Here is a 17193-nt window from a genome sequence, read left to right as displayed (position 1 = left end):
CTCCGGAGAACGCATGTTCAAGGGAAGGGTCAGTAGCTGGTGCTGATGTTGAAATGCAGGCGCGGGTCGTCCTTGCGCGTGACCGGGCCATCGGCATAAGGCCAGGCGTAGTCCAGGCGCAGTTGCAGGTGTTCACCCAGGCGCAGCTGCGCGCCCAGGCCGACCGAGGCCAGGTTGTACTTTTCACGCTGCTCGGGCAGCGGCCGGCGCAGGCGCAGGTAGGCCGCGTCGGCGAAGCTGTAGACACGCAGATCGGTGCCGCTCCACAGCGACCACGCCGGGGTGCGCCATTCCAGGCTGGCCAGGCCGCCGTAGTCGCCGATCGCCTCGGCCGACAGGTAGCCACGCACGGTGTACATGCCGCCAGCAGCGAACTGCTCGGCCGACACCAGTGGCGCATCGGTTACCTGCAGCGAGCCACGCGCATACCACTGCCAGTCATTGCTGAAGGTGTGGGTGTTGGCCACGTCGGCCTTGAAGGCCACGAAGCTCGGGTCAGCCCAGTAGCGCTTCTGCCCGAACGCGGTGGCGTCGCTGCCGTAACCGAACAGGCGGCGGGTACCGGCCACCAGCTGGGTGTTGATGCTCAGCTGATCCTGCTCGCCCTGGCGCACGCCGACGAAGGCCAGGGTGATCGGCGCATACTTCAACGGTGTCTTCAGGCTGTCCTTGCCCATCTGCGTGTCTTCCTCGGTGTCCTTGAAATCCACACCGAGACTGAGCTGGCGCCACCACTGGCTGCTGCCGGCAAGGCGGTAGTTGAGCTTGAGGCTGATCGAATGGCCGTTGCCGATCACGTTGGTGCCGGTGCCTGTACCGACCTGCCCGCCTGCATTCAACACGCGGCTGTCGGATCTGTAGCCGGAGGCTTCCAGGCTCCACGGCGTGCCTTCGAACGGCATCGTGTACGAGGCCGAGAACACCTTGGCCTGCTTTGTATCTTCCGGCGCCAGGTACACGCCGATGTTGGCGCTGTGCCCGCGCTTCCACAGGTTGTCGTAGGCCAGCGACGCACTCAGGCGCAGCTTCTCGGTGTCGGCACTGTGGTCGTTGTTGAGTGACGCGCTGGCACGCCACGGCGACTTCTCCTCGACCTGCAGGTCCACATCCATCGTGCCCGGCACCTGGCCTTCGCGCACCAGCGGCATCACCTGGCGACGCCCGCCTTCGTTCAGTGCGGTCAGTTCCTTCTGGGCCTGGTCGAAGTCCGGCACCTTGCCCTCGGCCAGTGCCGGTACGCGATCGCGTATGCGGTCGGGCGATTCGTGGCGGGTGCCGACCACGCGCAGCTGGCCGATCGGCGTCTGCTGCACCTTCAGCAGCACCACGCCGCCACTGACCTGCTGCTCGGGGAGTTCGACGTAGACCGACTGGTAGCCCGCCTGCTGGTACAGCGCGTGGACCGCATCGCGCGCCTTCTCGACATCGGCCAGGGTCCTGCCCGGGCCGAGGAACGGCTCTACCGCCCGTTCGATCTGACGCGGATCGAGCACGGTGTTGCCGCGCACGATGTATTCATTGATGTTCACGCTGGGCGCAGGCGCTGCCTCCTGCGCGAACAATGGCAGCGGCATCGCGGCCAGCGCCAGCACCAGCGGATGCAGGCGCAACGGAAAGCGGACGGCTCGGCACGGAACAGGAGTCATCGAAGGCATCGCGTCGTATCGGAGGGAGTGGCCAGGGAGCGGCGCGTGGGTCTACCAACAGGACGTGCACGTCGCGTCAAAACCGCCACCAGTTTTGTGACAGCACTGTCATCTTGTGACAGCGCCAGAGCACTCGCCGGCGTAGACTGCCCTCGCCACACGTCTTCATTGCAGAGCGTCGGTTGTTGCAGGAGATTCGAGATGAGTGAGCCATTGAAGGCGGGCCTTCGCCCTGCCCTCGCCCTTGCCTTGTTGCTGGCGTTGCCATCGGCCTGGGCCGGAGAGGCGAAGAAGCAGGACGGTGCTGCGCCGTGCATCGAAGTACAGGTCAACGGCGAGCGCATCCCCGCGTGGGAATGCCTGCAACGCAGGCTGGCGCCGGCGCCGAAATCGGCGAAGTCAGCGGCGCTGCCGGATGCCGAACGCCTGATGCGGCAGCCCGGCAACCAGCTGATGCAGTACAACCTGGAAGGCACGCGGCAACGCATGGGCGATGCCTTCGGGCGGTCCGTGGTACCGCAGCGTCCGGCGCGATGAACCCATGCATCTGCAGAGCCGAGCCCACGCCCGGCTGCGCCTGCACACCGTTCAACAGCCATGCAGAGGCAGCCGAGCGCGGGCTCGGCTCTACCGAGCGCCGCCCTGCGGAGCGGCCGGCACGATGCCATCGTTCGGCACCGGTGGCAGCGCGGGCACCGGCAGGCTGCGCGATTGCCCAGCCTGGTTCAGTTCCACCGCGTTGGCGCTGATGCTGGCCAGCACCGTACAGGGCCCCAGCCGCTGGCCGGGCGCGTAAGCCTCCGGCGGGCGTCCATCCACCGACAACAGGGCCAGGGGCGCGTGGTCACCCGCCATCACACCCAGCACGACCACCTCGGTCTGCACCGCACCGGGCGACAGCAGCCGCACCAGCGGCAGACTGGCCACCGCATCGAACAGCGGCCGGGCCGGCGCATCGGCATGCGCTTCGCTGGCCGCCGCCGCAGGCGCCACCGCAGACAGGGTGACGCTCCAATAGGCCACCACCGCCAGCAGCAGGGTGGCCGCCAGCAGGGTCAACATCCGATTGCGATCCCAGCGCCTGCCATCCATGTTCCGCACCATCGCCACGTTCGTGTCCGCCCACGCTAGCAGCCGCCGCTGACGCTTTTGTTTCATCATGCGGGCCTACGCTGGCAGGCATCGACCTGGACAGGAGGCAACGTCGATGCAGCACGTGCCGCGTGGTTTCACCCTGCTGGAACTGATGGTGGTGCTGGTGATCATCGGCATCTGCACGGCGGGCATCGGCCTGGGCCTGGGCGGCCTGCTCGACCCCGCGCGCCAGCTGCGGCAGGAGGCCGAACGACTGGCGCAGCGCCTGCAGGTGGCGCGCGACGAGGCCCGCATCGATGGCCGCCCCCTGCGCTGGCAGGCCGACGCCGCCGGCTACCGGTTCAGCAGGCGCGAAGGCACCCGCTGGGTGGACGTGCAACGCGACGACCTGCTGCGCCCACAGTCATGGCAACCGGCCGGCATCGTTGTGCAGCCGGCCACCCCGGTTGAACTGAGCCCGGAGTGGATCGGCGTGGCATGGGAACTGACGTTGTCGTTGCAGGGCCGCCAGCTGCGTCTTCGTGACGATGGCAGCGGACAGTTGCAGGTCGTGCAGTGAAGCGGAACATGCGCGGATTCACCTTGATCGAAGTGCTGATCGCACTGGCGATCGTTTCGATTGCGCTGGCTGCGGTCATGCGCTCGGTCGCGGTGGCCACCGACGATCAGTCACGCCTGCGCGACCGTCGCCTGGCGCTGTTGTGCGCGCAGGACCGCTGGCAGGAGCTGCGCCTGGCCGGGCAGCCGCCGCAGGATGCACGACTGCGCTGCGTGCAGGGGCGAAGCAGTTTCCTGGTGCTGCAGCATATCGGCACGGGGGGTGACGGACAGCCGCAACTGGAACTCAGCGTGGCTGCCGAAGATGCACCGCGGCAGTCGCTGGCGCGGATGCAGCTGCCGTGGACCGCGGCGCAATGAAGCGTACCGCCGCAGGCTTCACCCTTATCGAGGTGATGATCGCGATCACCATCATGGGCGTGCTGGCGCTGATCTGCTGGCGAGCGCTCGACAGCGTGGCCAGCAGCGACCAGCGCCTGCGCCGGGCCGATGCCGAGACCACGACGGCACTGCGCGTGCTGCAGCAGTTCCAGCGCGATATCGAGATGCGTGCCGACGATGCGCTGATGAACGGCGCGGTGCGCCCGGCGGATCAGCCTCAGCGCCTGCTACCCCCTTCACTGGTGAGCGAACGGCATCCGGATGGAAGCTTTGCGCTGGAGATCACCCGCAGCGTCGACAGTGATGGGCTGCGCTGGCAGCGGGTGCGCTGGTGGCGGCAAGGCAACACGCTATGGCGCGCCAGCGGTACGGCGACGGACCGCTATCCTCTGCCCGCGCCGGTTCCTTCGGAAGGCATTGCAGTGGCAAAGGATGTGCAGCGGTTCGAGGTGCGCGCCTGGCAGCCCGGGGCCGGCTGGGCGATGCTGCCGAGCGAGGGCGAGGTGCTGCCGGCCACCGGGCTGGAACTGCGGCTGGGCCTGCGTGACGGGCGTGGACCGTTGAGCTACCGGCGCGTGCTGGAGCTTTAGGATTCCTCCCAGGCAAAGCACCCACGCATGGCGTGGATCTACTGCCGAGCGGCTTCTACTGCCCGGCCTGCCCTGGTGGGTGCCGACCGTTGGTCGGCACTGAGGCTGGTCCGGGCATCCGCGCATGCCGTGGACCTACTGCCGAGCCTGCCGCCGGGCGCGCTCCTGCGCCCGGCGGCGCCGTGTCGGTGGTCCTCACCGCTGATGGCCGCTCCCTGCCGTCCGTGCCATCCTGGCTGGGGCCGCTGCCGTTCCGTGGCGGCTGGCCCGGTCGCATCCACGCATGGCGTGGATCTACTGCCGACCTTGGTGGGCAGCAACGTGTGCCGACCAAGGACGGCACCTATCGGCGCTGCGTGCCCTCGTCGCGCCTTGCCTGCGGGAACTGGAAGGCACTGTTGGCGTCATAACCGCTGTTGGCAGTGTTGCCACGCGCCGGCGGATTGATGGCGCTGGTACCACTGCCGAAGCCCAGAATCTGCACGCTGATCACCGACGGCTGGTTGCGCCGTGCCTCGTCCTGGCTCTTGCGCATCACATCCTGTGCCGCCTGGCTGGCGCTGTTGGCTGCCGCACTGGCCGAGGCCAGCGCATTGACGTTCACCGATGCCAGCACCGGCAGGCCCTTGCTCTCGCCCTGCACCTGGATGTTGGCCGCGTTGAGCACCTGCAGCGCCGCCAGGTTGATGTTGCCCGAGACGCGGATACCGGCCTCGCCCGCATCGATGGTGCCCAGCGGTGCGATCAGGTCGACGTCGCCCGGCGGTACTTCGGCAATGGGGTTCAACGTCGCGATGCCGGCACCGCTGGCCGGGGCCTGCGGCGACAGGATCACATTGCCCCAGCCGTCATAGACGCGGCGCGGTGGCGTGTACAGCAACGTCGTCCGCGAACCACGACCGGCGTTGATGTCACCCTGCTCCGACCACGCCAGGATGTCGCCACCGAAGGTGGTCATCACCCGCGACAGGCCGAGCAGCACGCTGTCCTGGCTGAACAGCCGGATATCACCTTGCCCCTGGGTGACAAGGCCGGCGCTGGCAGGTGGCACCACGCCCTGCACACCGATCACGATCTGCCCACCCGGTGCCATCAGTTCGATGTTGCCGCCCGCCTCGGTACGCACGCCGGAGCCACCGTACATCACGATATCGCCGGTACGGTCGATCGTCGCACCGGCCGCATTCCTGTCCGGCATCAGCGTGGCGATGGCTTCGCGCCCGCGCAGGTAGGAGCCGAAGCGGGGCCCTTCTGCATCGGTATACTCGCGTCCACCTTCGCGCAGCTCGGCGTAATAGACCTGGCGCAGGAAGATGCGCTGCTGTTCCTGCGGCAGCGCATCGAACGCGGCCAGCGCCCCGTCGCCCTCGGCCGCCACGCCGAAGCGTCGCTGCAGCCACTGCTTCAGTTCCTGGTCGTACACCTTGGCTGCCTTGCCCGGCTGCGAAGCAAGCGATTGCGCGGGATCGGCAAGGTTGGCAGGGTCCAGATAGCGTGCACGCAGGGCCGCGAAATCGATCTGCTGGTTGCCGGCCGTCAGCGCGATGCTGGCGCCGGGACGGGTGTCGCCCTGCACGATGCCACCGAGGCTGGCGATGCTGCCCGCATCCTCCTGGCGCAGCTGGCGGCCGGCACTGATCTCGACGTTGCCGGGGCCGGCAATGGTCGCATTCAGATGCACGATGTCGCGGCCCGCCGTCGCCACCGTGATGTCGCTGGGTGCGGTGTTCAACGCGGTCATCGACACCCCGAGGATGTCCCGGCCTGCCCGCAGTTGCACGGCGCCGGCGGCCTCGAACCAGTTCAGCTGCGTGCGCTGCCCCGCGTTGACATTCAGCGTGCGCTGGGCGCCGGTGGCCAGACCCATGATGTCGCCCTGCACCGCGTAGAAGCGGCTCGGCGCCAGTGCCGCAGACACAGTGGACAGCGGCGTATTCGGACCGAATGCGAACAGTGGAAGCGACCCCGCCGGCGATGCCGTGTTGCCGTCGACGGACAGGTTGTGCCGCGAGCGGGTCACATTGCCTGCGGAATCCCCCTGCTCGGCCATGAATGCCGGGTCGAACGGTCCCGGCAGGCGCGCGTCACTGGCCGAGCGCGCGATCTGGGTCGCGCCAGGCTGGGCGAAGATGCCTCCGCCGGCCAGGACGTCCAGCCGTCCTGTCGCCGAGGGTGCCAGCAGAATCACATCCTGCGTCCCCGTCGTGGTGCTGATCCGGTCCAGCTTGATGTCACCCTGCGCAGCAATCGCGCTGAAGCGCGAAGGATAGAGCCAGTAATTCAGCAGATCATCGCCGCCACGCACAACAAGCTGGACCTGCTCCCGCCACAGATTGCTGCCCGTCACGTTTTCCGGCCCGGCGAGGCCTGGCGCGAGGTCACCACCGGCACTGAACAGATCCACGGCCGTGTTGGCGGTCCACAGGGAGAACCACGTACTGCCTGCAGCGCGCGCGCCGTCATCCTGCAGCACCGCGCTGTAGTTGGCCAGCGGAACCCGGCCGGCATCGGCGACGCCGCCGAGCACCACATCGCCCCGCGCCTGCAGCTGCGCGGCGGCGTCGCCCAGCACCAGCACCGGCCCGCCCATCGCGCGGGCGGCGTCAGGCGCAAACAGGTCTGCCGCCCGCTGCTTACCCAGCGTCGCGTAGCTTTCCAGGGTGACGCCCATTGCACCGATGCGCCCCGCATCGAGCTGCAGGCTCCCACGCAGGTTGCTGAAGGTACCGTTGAGGTCGAGATTCTGTCCCGCCCTGGAGGGGTTGAGGCTGGAGATCGTCGCCTGCAGGTTCGGATTCAGCGCGCCACCGATACGCAGCTGCAGGTCGCCGCCGCCGGTCAGGTGCAGCTGGCCATCGCTGACCCGGCCGGTCGATCCCACCGCAGCAATGATCGCACCCGAGCGCGGTGCGATCGTCGAGACCAACGCGTCACCTATCGCATCGCGCACGCCGGCGTCACGCCCGGCCTCCAGCGTCAGGTTGCCCCCGCCCAATGTGCCGAAGCCGGTGAAACCAACCATCCGTGGAGAGGCGCCAGCGGCAGCGGACACGTTGGTGTAGGCGCCAAAGTTCACCCACCAGCTGGTCGGCACCGGCTCCACCCCAGTGGTGCCGCCGGTACCCTGCCGCCACAGCCAGTTGCCGACCGCGGCACTGGAGTACAGCGCCCAGTCGCGATCGCTGCTGCCCGACTCTGCGCGCGCGGTCCAGGCGTCGCCGACGATATCGCGCCCGGCTTCGACGCGCAGGTTGCCACCATGATCCGGATACCAGGCCTGGTAGCCTGCCATCGCGGCGTCATAGCTGCCCGGCACCAGGTTCGGTCCCAGCACTGCGGTGTTCCAAGGGGCCGCTGCACGGGGCGAATTGAAGGCAGCGTCGCGGCCCCCACCCAGCGCGGCGGGAGTGCCGGCGGTGTAGACGCCAAAGCCTGACTTCATCACGACGTCACCGGCCGCGAGCAGTTCCATGTCGCCCCTGCCGGTGCGCAGTACGCTCCACGCCGGCGTGCCTGCGCGCTTGCCGTAAGTGGTCACTTCGGTCTGCGTGCCGCCGCCGGCGCAGTAGGTGGGCGCGGTGCTGCAGAACTCGTCTTCGGTCATGCCAAACATCGCGGCGAAGTCCTTCGCAGGAGTGCCTGCGTAGGACTCGTCGCCCCAGTAATCCAGCGAGCCCTGCGCGGCCACCTGGCGGGGTGCCGGGCCGCAGTAGTCGGCCGACATCGCGCAGAACTCGTCTTCGGTGAAGCCGAACATGTCGGCCAGCTCCGCGATCGGACGGCCTGCATAGGAGGTGTCGCCGATCCAGTCCAACGATGCCTGCTCGGTCAACGCGCGATCCCCCACCCAGATGATTTCCGTCTTGACCGTGCCGATCGAGCCCTGGTGGGCATCGGCCAGCACGACGCTGCCTTCGCTGCCCCAGCGCCGGCTGCGTGGGTCGGCTGCCCCGGCATCGGCACCGGCAACAACGGTCAGGTCCCAGGAGGTGGTGCCCTCGGCCAGCATCGGCGCCAGCGCCCAGTTGCGCCCCTGGTTGCCGCCGGCATCGGCCGGCCTCAGATTCACCGGCGCGTCGCCGGGCAGCTCCACCTTGGTCAACGACGGGATGTACGCGCCCACCTTGAGCGCGACTTCGCGTGCCAGGCGCAGCGCAACCGGCAGCACCGCGCCGGCGGGCCACTCCTGTGCCGCCATCTGTACCGCACTGCGCAGGCGGAAGCCGGCTCCCAGCCGCGCACCGGCCGCCAGCATCAGCGGCTCCTGCAGCACGGTGCCTGCGGCCAGCGTCTGCCCGGAGTCGGTGGTCACCGCCGCACCCAGCACCGTGCCTGCAGGCAGCCGCAGGTTCTGCGAGATCACCATCGGCGCGGGCAGCACGGTACCGACCGGAAGCGTTACCGATTCGACCGGCACGTCATAGTTCAGGCGGGTGCCGGCCTGGAACTCGGTGCCGGGCTGCAGCTTCACTCCGTCCACCGGCACCACCAGCCCACCGCCAAAGGGGGTGTGCCCCGCGCTGCCATTGCGGCCCTCGTACAGCTGCCAGCCGCCCTCATCCGGCGTGGACGGCGGCGCTGCGAACCCATCGTTGATGCTGCCGTAGACGTTGATGTTGCCTTCGGCGCGCAGCACCAGCGAGGCCGATTCGCCGAAGCCACGCCGCGATGGATCGGCGCGGTTGGCATCGGGGCCGTAACGGTAGCCGGACAGATCGATGTCGCCGGCGATGGTCAGGTCGCCGTCCGGGTTGGCGTCGCTGCGCCGCGCCAGCACCTGCACGCCGGGACGAAGGCGGACAGCGCCCAGCGCCCGCGTGCGCTGCTGCAGATCCGCGTTGCCCAGCGCACCATCGATCCAGGCCACGCTGTGCGGATCGACCACCCGGTCCAGCCACTGCTGGGTGACCAGCTGCGCGCGGTTGCCGCGCACGTCAGCGGTGGTTGCCAGGGGCGCATCGTCGTAGCGGCGAACACCATTGAGCTGGATGTCGGCCGCGCCATCGATGCGCAGGCCGGTGGCCGCGGCAATCGCCGCGTCGTTGCTGCCCAGCCGCGGCACATCGATCTTCAGCGTGCCGCGCGGGGTGCCATCGTTCTGGCCAGGACGTCCACCAACGGCAACGTCGCTGCCCGCACGCAGGTCCAGCTGCGCCGCGCTGCCCAGGCCGACGGCACCTTCGACGCTGCCCAGCGTGATGATGGCCCGGTTGGGACTGTCGATGATCTTGCCATGGCTGTCCACGCGCAGGCCGGTACCGTGCGCGTCCAAAGTGCCGTCCACCTGCAACTGATCGCGGGCGTACAGGCGGATGCTGCCGACCTGCTCGCCGCTGGCATCGATGCGGCCGGCCACGGTCAGGCTGCCCGCATCGACGCTGATATCGACCCGGCGCGCCTTCACTTCGTCGCCGATCCGCAGATCGCCCTCACCGATCTGGAAGCTGCGACCGCCGACGACGCCGCCGGCGGTCAATCGCTGGTTGAGGCCGGCGAAGTCCTGCAGCTGGCGTGCCCGCACCACCAGTTCGCCACCGTCGTAGGGCACCAGCGTGCCACCGGCATCGTAGCGACCAGTGGCGGCACCCTGCAGAACACCGGCCAGATCGGCTCGGCCGGCCATTGCGGTGACCGTCAGGCGTCCGCCGCGGTTGTTGCGTGCGGAAACATCGATGCGGGAGGCCGCATCGGCGCGGATGTCACCCGTGTCGCTGGACAGCAGGACATCGCCGCCCCAGCTGAACTTGTCCACGTCGTACAGCGAGACCTTGCGTCCGGCCAGATCCAACTCGGCCCGGCTGCCAAGCGTGATGCCCTGGCGTGCGTTCGCCGACAGCCGTCCGGACGCCAGCGCGACCGTGCTGTCCAGCGCGATCCGGTTGGCGTCGATGCTCAACTCACTGCCCAGTGCATCGCCACCCGTCTTGCCGGCGCCCCCCTGCAGGCGGAAGTCGCCGCCGGTGCGCACGCGCAGCTGCGCGGCGGGATCGGCGGCCAACAGCGGTGTATCGATACCCAGGTTGCCTCCGCTGTACTGCCACCCCTTGTCGGCCAGATAGTCGCCACGCTGCTGGAATACGTCCAGCGTGCCCTGCGCGGAGAAAGACAGCTGCTCCGAAGCCCTCAGGTTCAGCGCACTGAAGCCGAGCACCTGCCGGTTCGCAGGTACTTCAGAGCTGGGACGGCTGAATGGCGCCCGCCCCAGCTGCAGCTGCCGGGTGACGATGTCCAGTTGCCCGGCCCCGAGCCGGTCCACCATCGGATCGGCCGGCGGCACCGTCGCGTCGCTGCCGGGCACCTGGCCCGCCGCCAATGAGCCGTCCCAGACCAGCGTGTCCACCAGGATGCGCGCGCGGTCGGTCGCCGCACCGTAGCCGCGGATGGCCTGCGCACCGAGCACAAGCGTCTGCAGGCCACTGCGGCCGGTGGCACTGTCGCGCGCATCCAGGTAGACGCTGCCGAACACGTTGACAGACTCCCGCGCGACCAGGCTCAACGTGTCCAGCGCCGGCGCGCCGGTCGCATCATTGCCGCGCAGCAGTTGTTGCAGCACGGACTGGTTCATGGTCATGCCACTGGGCAGCGCCCCGGCCGCAGCGGCCTGGGCGATCGCTTCGGCACTGCCGAGGTTCAGCGCCGCCATGCTCAGGCCGAGCTGGCGGGTGCCATAGCTGGCCGAGTCGCGCATCTGCAGCGCGCCATCGGTCGCTACCGCGATGCTGCCATCGGAAACCAGCCGCGTCTGGCCGTCGCACGCCGCCTGGCATCCGCCGATGTCGATCGCCACCGGACCGGCCTCCACCCCGGTGGTGCCTGTGATCAGGTTCAGGCGCTGGTTGGACACCGCCAGCAGGCCGCCGGAGACCTGGTAAGGCAGGGTCGCGCTGGCATTCGCGTTGGCGGATGCGAACGGCAGTGTATCGAGGGTCGCACCGGCCTCGACCAGCACGCCGCTGCCACCGGAGGCCGCTGCCACCAGCACTTCCGGTGCGTTCAAGGTGACGCCGGAACGGATCGCCACGCTGCGCGCCTGGCCGGTCACCGCCACCTGCGAGGCCTCCTGGTTGAACTGCCCGCCGATCATCATTCGCGCCGGCAGGAAGGCATTGAGCGCGTCGTCGCTGAAGGTGGCGCCGCGATCACGCGCCTGCGATGGCGCGCTGCCATCGACGATCTCCAGCGAACCGACCGCCGGGCTCGCCAACGTGGCTGCCAGCGTGCCACCACGCCCCTTGTCGGTGGCGGCCGCGAACCGCGCGGTGCCGGCGAAGCGGATGGCAGGCGTTGCTGCACGACCTGCACCTTCGCCCAGCGCAAGGGTCAACCCGAGCGCATCGATGGTCTGCCAGCCACGCGACTCGCCGCGGCGGTCAGCTACCGATTGCGCGAAGCTGTTGTAGGAGGTTTCGTTGTAGCCCGAGTGCCGGCGTACCACGGCCGCGGGAGTCAGCAGGATGTCGGTGAGCAACGGCGAGATTGCCGCGCCCAGCGCCGTGCGCTGCTGCCCGGACACACGCCAGGTGCCGGTGCCGGTCGCAATCGGTTGCACGATGCCGGAGGTGCCGGTGGCGCCCAGCTCCACCCGGAATGCGCCGGGCTGCAGCGCATAGCTTGCCGGCATCAGCGTGTAGGTGCCGGCCGCCAGGCCGGGCACGCCAGCCGGCACGGTGATCTGCTGGCCCACCGCCGGAGCTGCGAACCCTTCTTCGCCACTGGGGGCGAACGCCCCGGCGCGTCCCGGTACGATCGCGTACACCGGGTTGCCCGACGCACTGAACCCGTAGCGCGGGTTGGCGTCGGCCAACGCCGTACGCAGGACGTCGACAGAGCCACCGCGTCCTGACACGAAGGCGGCGCCGGTCAGCTCACCACCGCCGGACATGTCCAGCAGGGCCCCCGGCGCCACATCGATCTCGTTGGCCTTCAGTGTCACCCCCATCGAGGAGATGCCGGCCGGCGTCAGCGAACCCAGGCTGCGCGTACCGACCCGCCAGTCAACACCATCGACGGTGCCACCATAGGGCAGCGACAAGCCGGCGCCACTGGTCGAGGTTACACTGCCTGGCAGCAGTTCCACCCGGCTGCCGACGGTTCCGTTCTGGATCAGGCCACCCAGCTGCAGCGTGCCCATCGGCGCCTGTACGTTGCCGCCCTGCCGCACCGTGGCGGCCACCAGGCGAAGCGTACCCAGCGCCGATTCCGGCGCCGGCTTCGTGGCCGCACCGGTGCCGTGGATGCGCAGCACGGCATCCGGATCGGACCAGTAATCAGCGGTCTGCACGGTCTGCGCCGACGCGCCGGCCACCAGCGTGCCGACCGCGCCTGTGGTGGGATACAGGCGCGCAGCGGTCACGTCCATCGAACCAGCCGTCATCAACGCGCTGGTGTTGCCACTGCTGGCAATGCCGTTGGTCAGGCGCACGTCACTGCGGCTTTCCAGCGCCACATGCTTGAAACCCGGCAGCCAGGTGACGTCGCGGATGTCGATCAGCCCGGCCTGCACCGCCAGCGCGTGATCTTCCGGCCCGGACGAAGCGACCGCGGCGGTGCCCTGCAGGTTCTCGCCCGGCATCTGGCGCCAGCGTGCCTGCGCCAGGCGAACGTAGGGCGCACTCAGTCGCAGCCCCGACGATGGCCCGGCATCCATGGCCATGCCCAGGCTCGAAGTACCCTGGCCGTGGATGCGCAGGCTCTGGGCCAGGCGCAGGTCGACGTCGCCGACCGCGCGGATGTCACCGAACACGGACAGATTGTCGAAACCGCCAGCCTGCAGCTGCTCGACCGACAACGCGGCGTGGCCATACTCCAATGTGGCCGGCAGTGGCTGCCCCGGTGCGCTGTGCTGGCTGAGGGTGATCGCACGTGACCGCAGTACCTCCCCGCTGGCGCCACGTGCATGGATGCTGCCGCCAAAGGCCAACCCCAGGGTGCCGCCGCGTGCGCCGGCACCACCGGCGGCCGCGTCCATCCCGCCGTCCAGGTACAGCGCATTGGCCGAGCGCAGCACGATCTGCCCGCCATCGCTGTCCACGCGCACGCGGCCCTGGCCGTCGACGTCCAGCTCGGCCGACGCACCCCGCGCCTGCAGGCGCGCACCGCGTTCGACCACCACGAAGGCTTCCGGTGGTCGGTTGTCGACGAACGCGGTGGTCTCCCAGTCCAGCGCCCCGCCAATCTCGATGCGTCCACCCGCGCGCACCTGCCCGCGCAGACGGCCGCTGGAATCGGGCAGCGAAATCGCGTCTGCATCGGCATCCAGCAGCGCGCCTTCGGCGAAACGCCAGGTGCGTTCGGTGCGCTGCCCGGCGTACAGCGCGTTCTCCGGGCGCACATCGTCGATCAGGATGCGTCCGCCCTTCGCGCGCAGCGTGCCTTCAACATCGATGTTGCCCGCACCAAGCAGCGAGATCGTCTGGCCTGGATCGACCGCCACCAGTGCATCCTTGCCGACCCGCAGGTCACCGCCCACGCTGTTGCGCTCCGAACGCAGGCTGATGCTCGCACCCGCGCGCTGGCTGACGCGCCCGCTCGACGGATCGGCGCTGTACAGCGGTTCGTCCCACGCCGCCAGTGCGGACGCCCGGTCGGTCGCCATCGGCGCGTCCTGGGTCAGGCGCAGGCCTGGCAGGGCAGCGACCAGCCGCGCGCCATCGGCCACCTCCACGCCGTGGTGGCCATTGATGTCGTACTGCGCGAAGCCACTGCCGAACAGGCCGGGGTCCAGTCGCAGCGACGCGCCCGCCAGGTCCGCATCGCCCACCCGCACCTGGCCACCGGTCCCCAGCGAGAAAGAACCACCGCCCTGTCCTCGACCACTGAACCGGCTTCCCTCACCCAGTTGCACACGGCCACTGCCGTCGGTCGTCACCGTACTGCTGTTCGCCTGCAGGCTGACGCTGCCGCCTTTGCCGATATGGGCCTTGCCGCGCAGGTCCAGCGCAGCACCGGCCTCGACGTCAACCGTTGCCTTGGCGCCCACGGCCACGTCATGACTGTTGCCCAGGCTCAGGCGGCCGCCATCCGTCCAGGCACCGCTCGCGTCGCGCGGCATCGCCAGTGAGGCGTTGCTCCATTCGCCGGAGAGGTCGATCCGCGTGCCGTCGGCAATGACGGTGCGGGCGCGGCCATCGTGCAGCAGCGCCGTCGGCCGGCCCTGGACATCCAGCAGGTTGCCCGCCGACAACTGGCCGCCGGCAATGCCGATGTCGCCTGCCAGCTCCACCTCGCTGCCGGTCAGGTTGAGCTGCCCGCCGGCCTGAAGCCGAAGGCTGCCGTCGATGCGGATGCGATCGGCGGTCGCCAGGTCGATCCGCCCCCACTGCTGGGCACTCAGCTCTGCAATATCCAGCCACACCGTGTCACGCCGCTCCTCGTTGACCGGAGCCGCCAGCGACCACGCCGTCTTCGTCGGAGCCTTGTCACCCAGGCGCACATCCGAGCCGAACACACCACTGCGGCCCTGGCCGTCGTAGCGCCCCAGGTACAACTGCGCATTGCGCGCGACCGCCGTCTGCGCCTGTGCATAGCCATCCCGCGCGGCATCCGGCCTGCGGTTCTGCTGCGCGCCCTGGAAGGTTGCAGTCTCAACCTTTCCATCCAGCACCGCGGTCGGTGCGGAGACGATCAGCCGTCCTGCATCGCGGCCGACCGTGTACCCGTTATCGACCCGCTGCGCCGCGAATACGATCGGATCACGGAAGGTCTCGGTGATGCCCCAGCGTTCCTGCTTCACTTCATGGCCGCTGTACAGGCCATCGAACAGCATCTCCGCTGGCGCCTCATCAAGACGGTAGACCTGGCCATCAACGCCGCGCACCCAGCTCTGCCGGACCACGCCGCTCTGCACATCCAGGCTGCCGCCGGCAAGGTTGATGCGTGAGCCACCCTGCGTGATCACTTCCCTGCCGCCCAGCAGGACGGTGCCTCCCTGCGCAGCCCATTCGCCGATCGAGTGCCCCTGGTTGTCGAGGTAGCCCCCCACTTCCAGCAGGCCGCCTGCGGCGTACCAGCGCTCACCCTCGTAGCCCCCGGTACCGGCCGGAACGTGGACCAGCCTGCGGCGGTCGACCCAGACTTCGCTGCTGGTCAGCTTGCCGCTGTCGCGGTTGTCCAGGGCATCGCGCAGTTCGTTGCCCTGCACCTTGACCTGGACATTGTTGCTCTCCATCGACACCTGCACGCCCACTGCGCCGGACACGTCCACGCGCGCGGCATCGTCCACGTAGCTACGGGCCGCCGCATCGGCGATGATCTGGCCGCCCGTGGCAACCGTCAGCGAATCCGCGCTGAAATGGATGTTGCCACCCGAGACGATCTCCACCCGCGACTGGTCCCGGCGATCATTGTGCTGGGACAGATTGTCGAAGGTTGCCGAACGCGCGCCAGCGCGGATCGCGTCCTGCTCGGCCGATTCCTTGATTAGGGCGTCGCGCTGCGTATCCAGCACCGTGGTCTTGCCATCGTCCTCGATCAGCACCGCCGTGGTGGCTCCGTCAGCAAGCGTGACGCTGCTGCCTGCATCACTGGCCGAGGCCAGAAGATGCACGGTGCCGCGCTGTGCAAGCGTGGTGCTGGCCACGGCCACACCGGCCTGCTCGACGCTGCGTCCGGCCAGGGTCACGTCACCCTCGAGTGCGCGCAGCAGGCCGGTATTGCGCACGCTGCCAGCCGTGCTGCCAGCAATGAAGCGCGGCGCGATTTCATTGCCGCGGGTGGTGGAACTGGTGTTGGCGGCCGTACCCACGCCGCGCCGGATCACGAAACTGTCACCTGCTGCGAGCTGCACCTGGCCCTTGCGCGCTTCGATCTGGCCAGCATTGTCCACGCTGTGCCCGGCCAGCAGCACGTAGCCACCGCCGCGCGTCGCACTGGTCGGCTCATGGGTCGCGATGCGCGCGCCCCGCTCCACCATCACCTTGCCGAATGCATCGCTGAGCGCGCTGCTGCTGGCGTCGGGGCTGTACAGGCCGTTGTCGCGGAACTGCGCATCGCTGATCCGTGCTGCAGCCGCCAGCAGATTGCGTACATTGACCTGGCTGTTGTTGCCGAACACCACGCCGTTGCGGTTGGCCACGAACACCGTGCCACTGGCCTTCAGCTGGCCCAGGATGTGGCTGGGCCGCGCCTGCGGATCGTTGACGCGGTTCAGTACGGCCCAGTCAGGGTTCTGCAGGAAATTCAGCGTGGTGTTGCCGCCGATGTTGAAAGTCTCCCAGTTCAGGATCGCCTTGTCCGCGGTCTGCTCGACCGTGACCTGCACCCTCCCGTCGCTGCCCTGCGACTGGATCGCGTCGCGCGCATTGAGCCAGCCACGGGTCAGCGGGTTCTGGTCGACGCTCAGGCCGTCCTTGCCGAGGCCATCGGCAACGATGAAGCCAGCCTCGCGGTGCGCCTGCCGGGCTTGTTCCTGCAGGCGCTGCTGCAGGGCAATCGCCTGTGCCGCAGTGCCAAGATTGTCGATCGACTGCTGCAGCTTCTGCCGTGCCGCATCCTGCTGCTGGGCCGGCAACTGGAACTGGATCGGCACGCCGTTGGGCATCCGGCCACTCTGTGCCGCGCTGCCCTGGGCCGCGCCCCGTTCGGCGAACCAGCCCGGAGTGAACGCCTGCTGCGCCTGGCTGGCCGGGGCTACCATGCTCCCCAGTGCGACCGCGATGGCCCACGCCATCGGATGATTGCGGCGCATCGACGCGGCCGGATGAACAGCGGACGGGAGCGGGTGCGACATCGGAACCTCATCAACCTGGTGGGCCGCAGCTGCGGCGACGATCGGGGAGGCACACGCAACGCATGCCCTGCCACTGATAGACGGTTCACGCGAGACGAAGCCGACAGCCAAACGCTGCAACGGCGGCACCGTCGCGGAAATGGCGACGCCGGCCCAGAGGCCGGCGTCGGGTCAAGCAGGATTCAACCCGTGCTGC

General features: G+C 68.9%; 7 protein-coding genes. 4 read left to right on the top strand and 3 right to left on the bottom strand.

Annotated features, from left to right (window positions below):
* Window positions 1–29: 29 nt before the first annotated feature.
* Entirely contained in the window at window positions 30–1646 is a 1617-nt protein-coding gene (locus VG561_RS11050; protein WP_262093835.1) for a ShlB/FhaC/HecB family hemolysin secretion/activation protein, read from the bottom strand.
* Between the two features lie 201 nt (window positions 1647–1847).
* On the opposite strand from VG561_RS11050, the gene VG561_RS11045 reads away from it, so the two are divergent.
* Window positions 1848–2183, top strand: coding sequence for a hypothetical protein (locus VG561_RS11045; protein WP_014647358.1), 336 nt, complete (start codon window positions 1848–1850; stop codon window positions 2181–2183).
* A gap of 90 nt (window positions 2184–2273) precedes the next feature.
* On the opposite strand, the gene VG561_RS11040 is transcribed toward VG561_RS11045, so the two are convergent.
* Entirely contained in the window at window positions 2274–2750 is a 477-nt protein-coding gene (locus tag VG561_RS11040) for a general secretion pathway protein (RefSeq protein WP_014647359.1), read from the bottom strand.
* Between the two features lie 103 nt (window positions 2751–2853).
* Between VG561_RS11040 and gspH the strand changes: the two genes are divergently transcribed.
* The 3 genes from gspH to VG561_RS11025 are packed head-to-tail and all read left to right on the top strand — an operon-like array spanning window position 2854 to window position 4270.
* A complete protein-coding gene (gene gspH / locus VG561_RS11035; protein ID WP_046430958.1) occupies window positions 2854–3300 on the top strand; it encodes a type II secretion system minor pseudopilin GspH in 447 nt (148 codons plus the stop codon).
* Window positions 3301–3308: 8 nt separating this feature from the next.
* Window positions 3309–3659: a type II secretion system minor pseudopilin GspI gene (gene gspI, locus VG561_RS11030; RefSeq protein WP_219634480.1), complete on the top strand. Its 351-nt coding sequence runs from the start codon at window positions 3309–3311 to the stop codon at window positions 3657–3659.
* The gene (locus tag VG561_RS11025) at window positions 3656–4270 is read left to right on the top strand and encodes a prepilin-type N-terminal cleavage/methylation domain-containing protein (protein ID WP_134808948.1); all 615 of its coding nucleotides are present in this window, start codon (window positions 3656–3658) and stop codon (window positions 4268–4270) included. Before gspI ends, VG561_RS11025 begins: the two co-directional genes overlap by 4 nt.
* 343 nt (window positions 4271–4613) lie before the next feature.
* Here the strand turns inward: VG561_RS11025 and VG561_RS11020 are convergent, their stop codons facing one another.
* On the bottom strand, window positions 4614–16997 hold the full coding sequence (locus VG561_RS11020) for a filamentous haemagglutinin family protein (protein ID WP_423179584.1): 12384 nt from the start codon (window positions 16995–16997) through the stop codon (window positions 4614–4616).
* Window positions 16998–17193 lie beyond the last annotated feature (196 nt).

Origin of the sequence: Stenotrophomonas sp. CASM110, assembly GCF_049384345.1 — a bacterium.
GTDB lineage: Bacteria > Pseudomonadota > Gammaproteobacteria > Xanthomonadales > Xanthomonadaceae > Stenotrophomonas > Stenotrophomonas muris.
This window is presented reverse-complemented; position numbering and strand designations above follow the sequence as displayed.

Bases quoted from the DNA above. Each gene is read 5' to 3' on its own strand.
- gspH (WP_046430958.1), top strand. From the start codon at position 2,854: ATGCAGCACGTGCCGCGTGGTTTCACCCTGCTGGAACTGATGGTGGTG.
- VG561_RS11045 (WP_014647358.1), top strand. From the start codon at position 1,848: ATGAGTGAGCCATTGAAGGCGGGCCTTCGCCCTGCCCTCGCCCTTGCC.
- VG561_RS11050 (WP_262093835.1), bottom strand. From the start codon at position 1,646: ATGACTCCTGTTCCGTGCCGAGCCGTCCGCTTTCCGTTGCGCCTGCAT.
- VG561_RS11020 (WP_423179584.1), bottom strand. From the start codon at position 16,997: ATGTCGCACCCGCTCCCGTCCGCTGTTCATCCGGCCGCGTCGATGCGC.
- VG561_RS11025 (WP_134808948.1), top strand. From the start codon at position 3,656: ATGAAGCGTACCGCCGCAGGCTTCACCCTTATCGAGGTGATGATCGCG.
- VG561_RS11040 (WP_014647359.1), bottom strand. From the start codon at position 2,750: ATGGTGCGGAACATGGATGGCAGGCGCTGGGATCGCAATCGGATGTTG.
- gspI (WP_219634480.1), top strand. From the start codon at position 3,309: ATGCGCGGATTCACCTTGATCGAAGTGCTGATCGCACTGGCGATCGTT.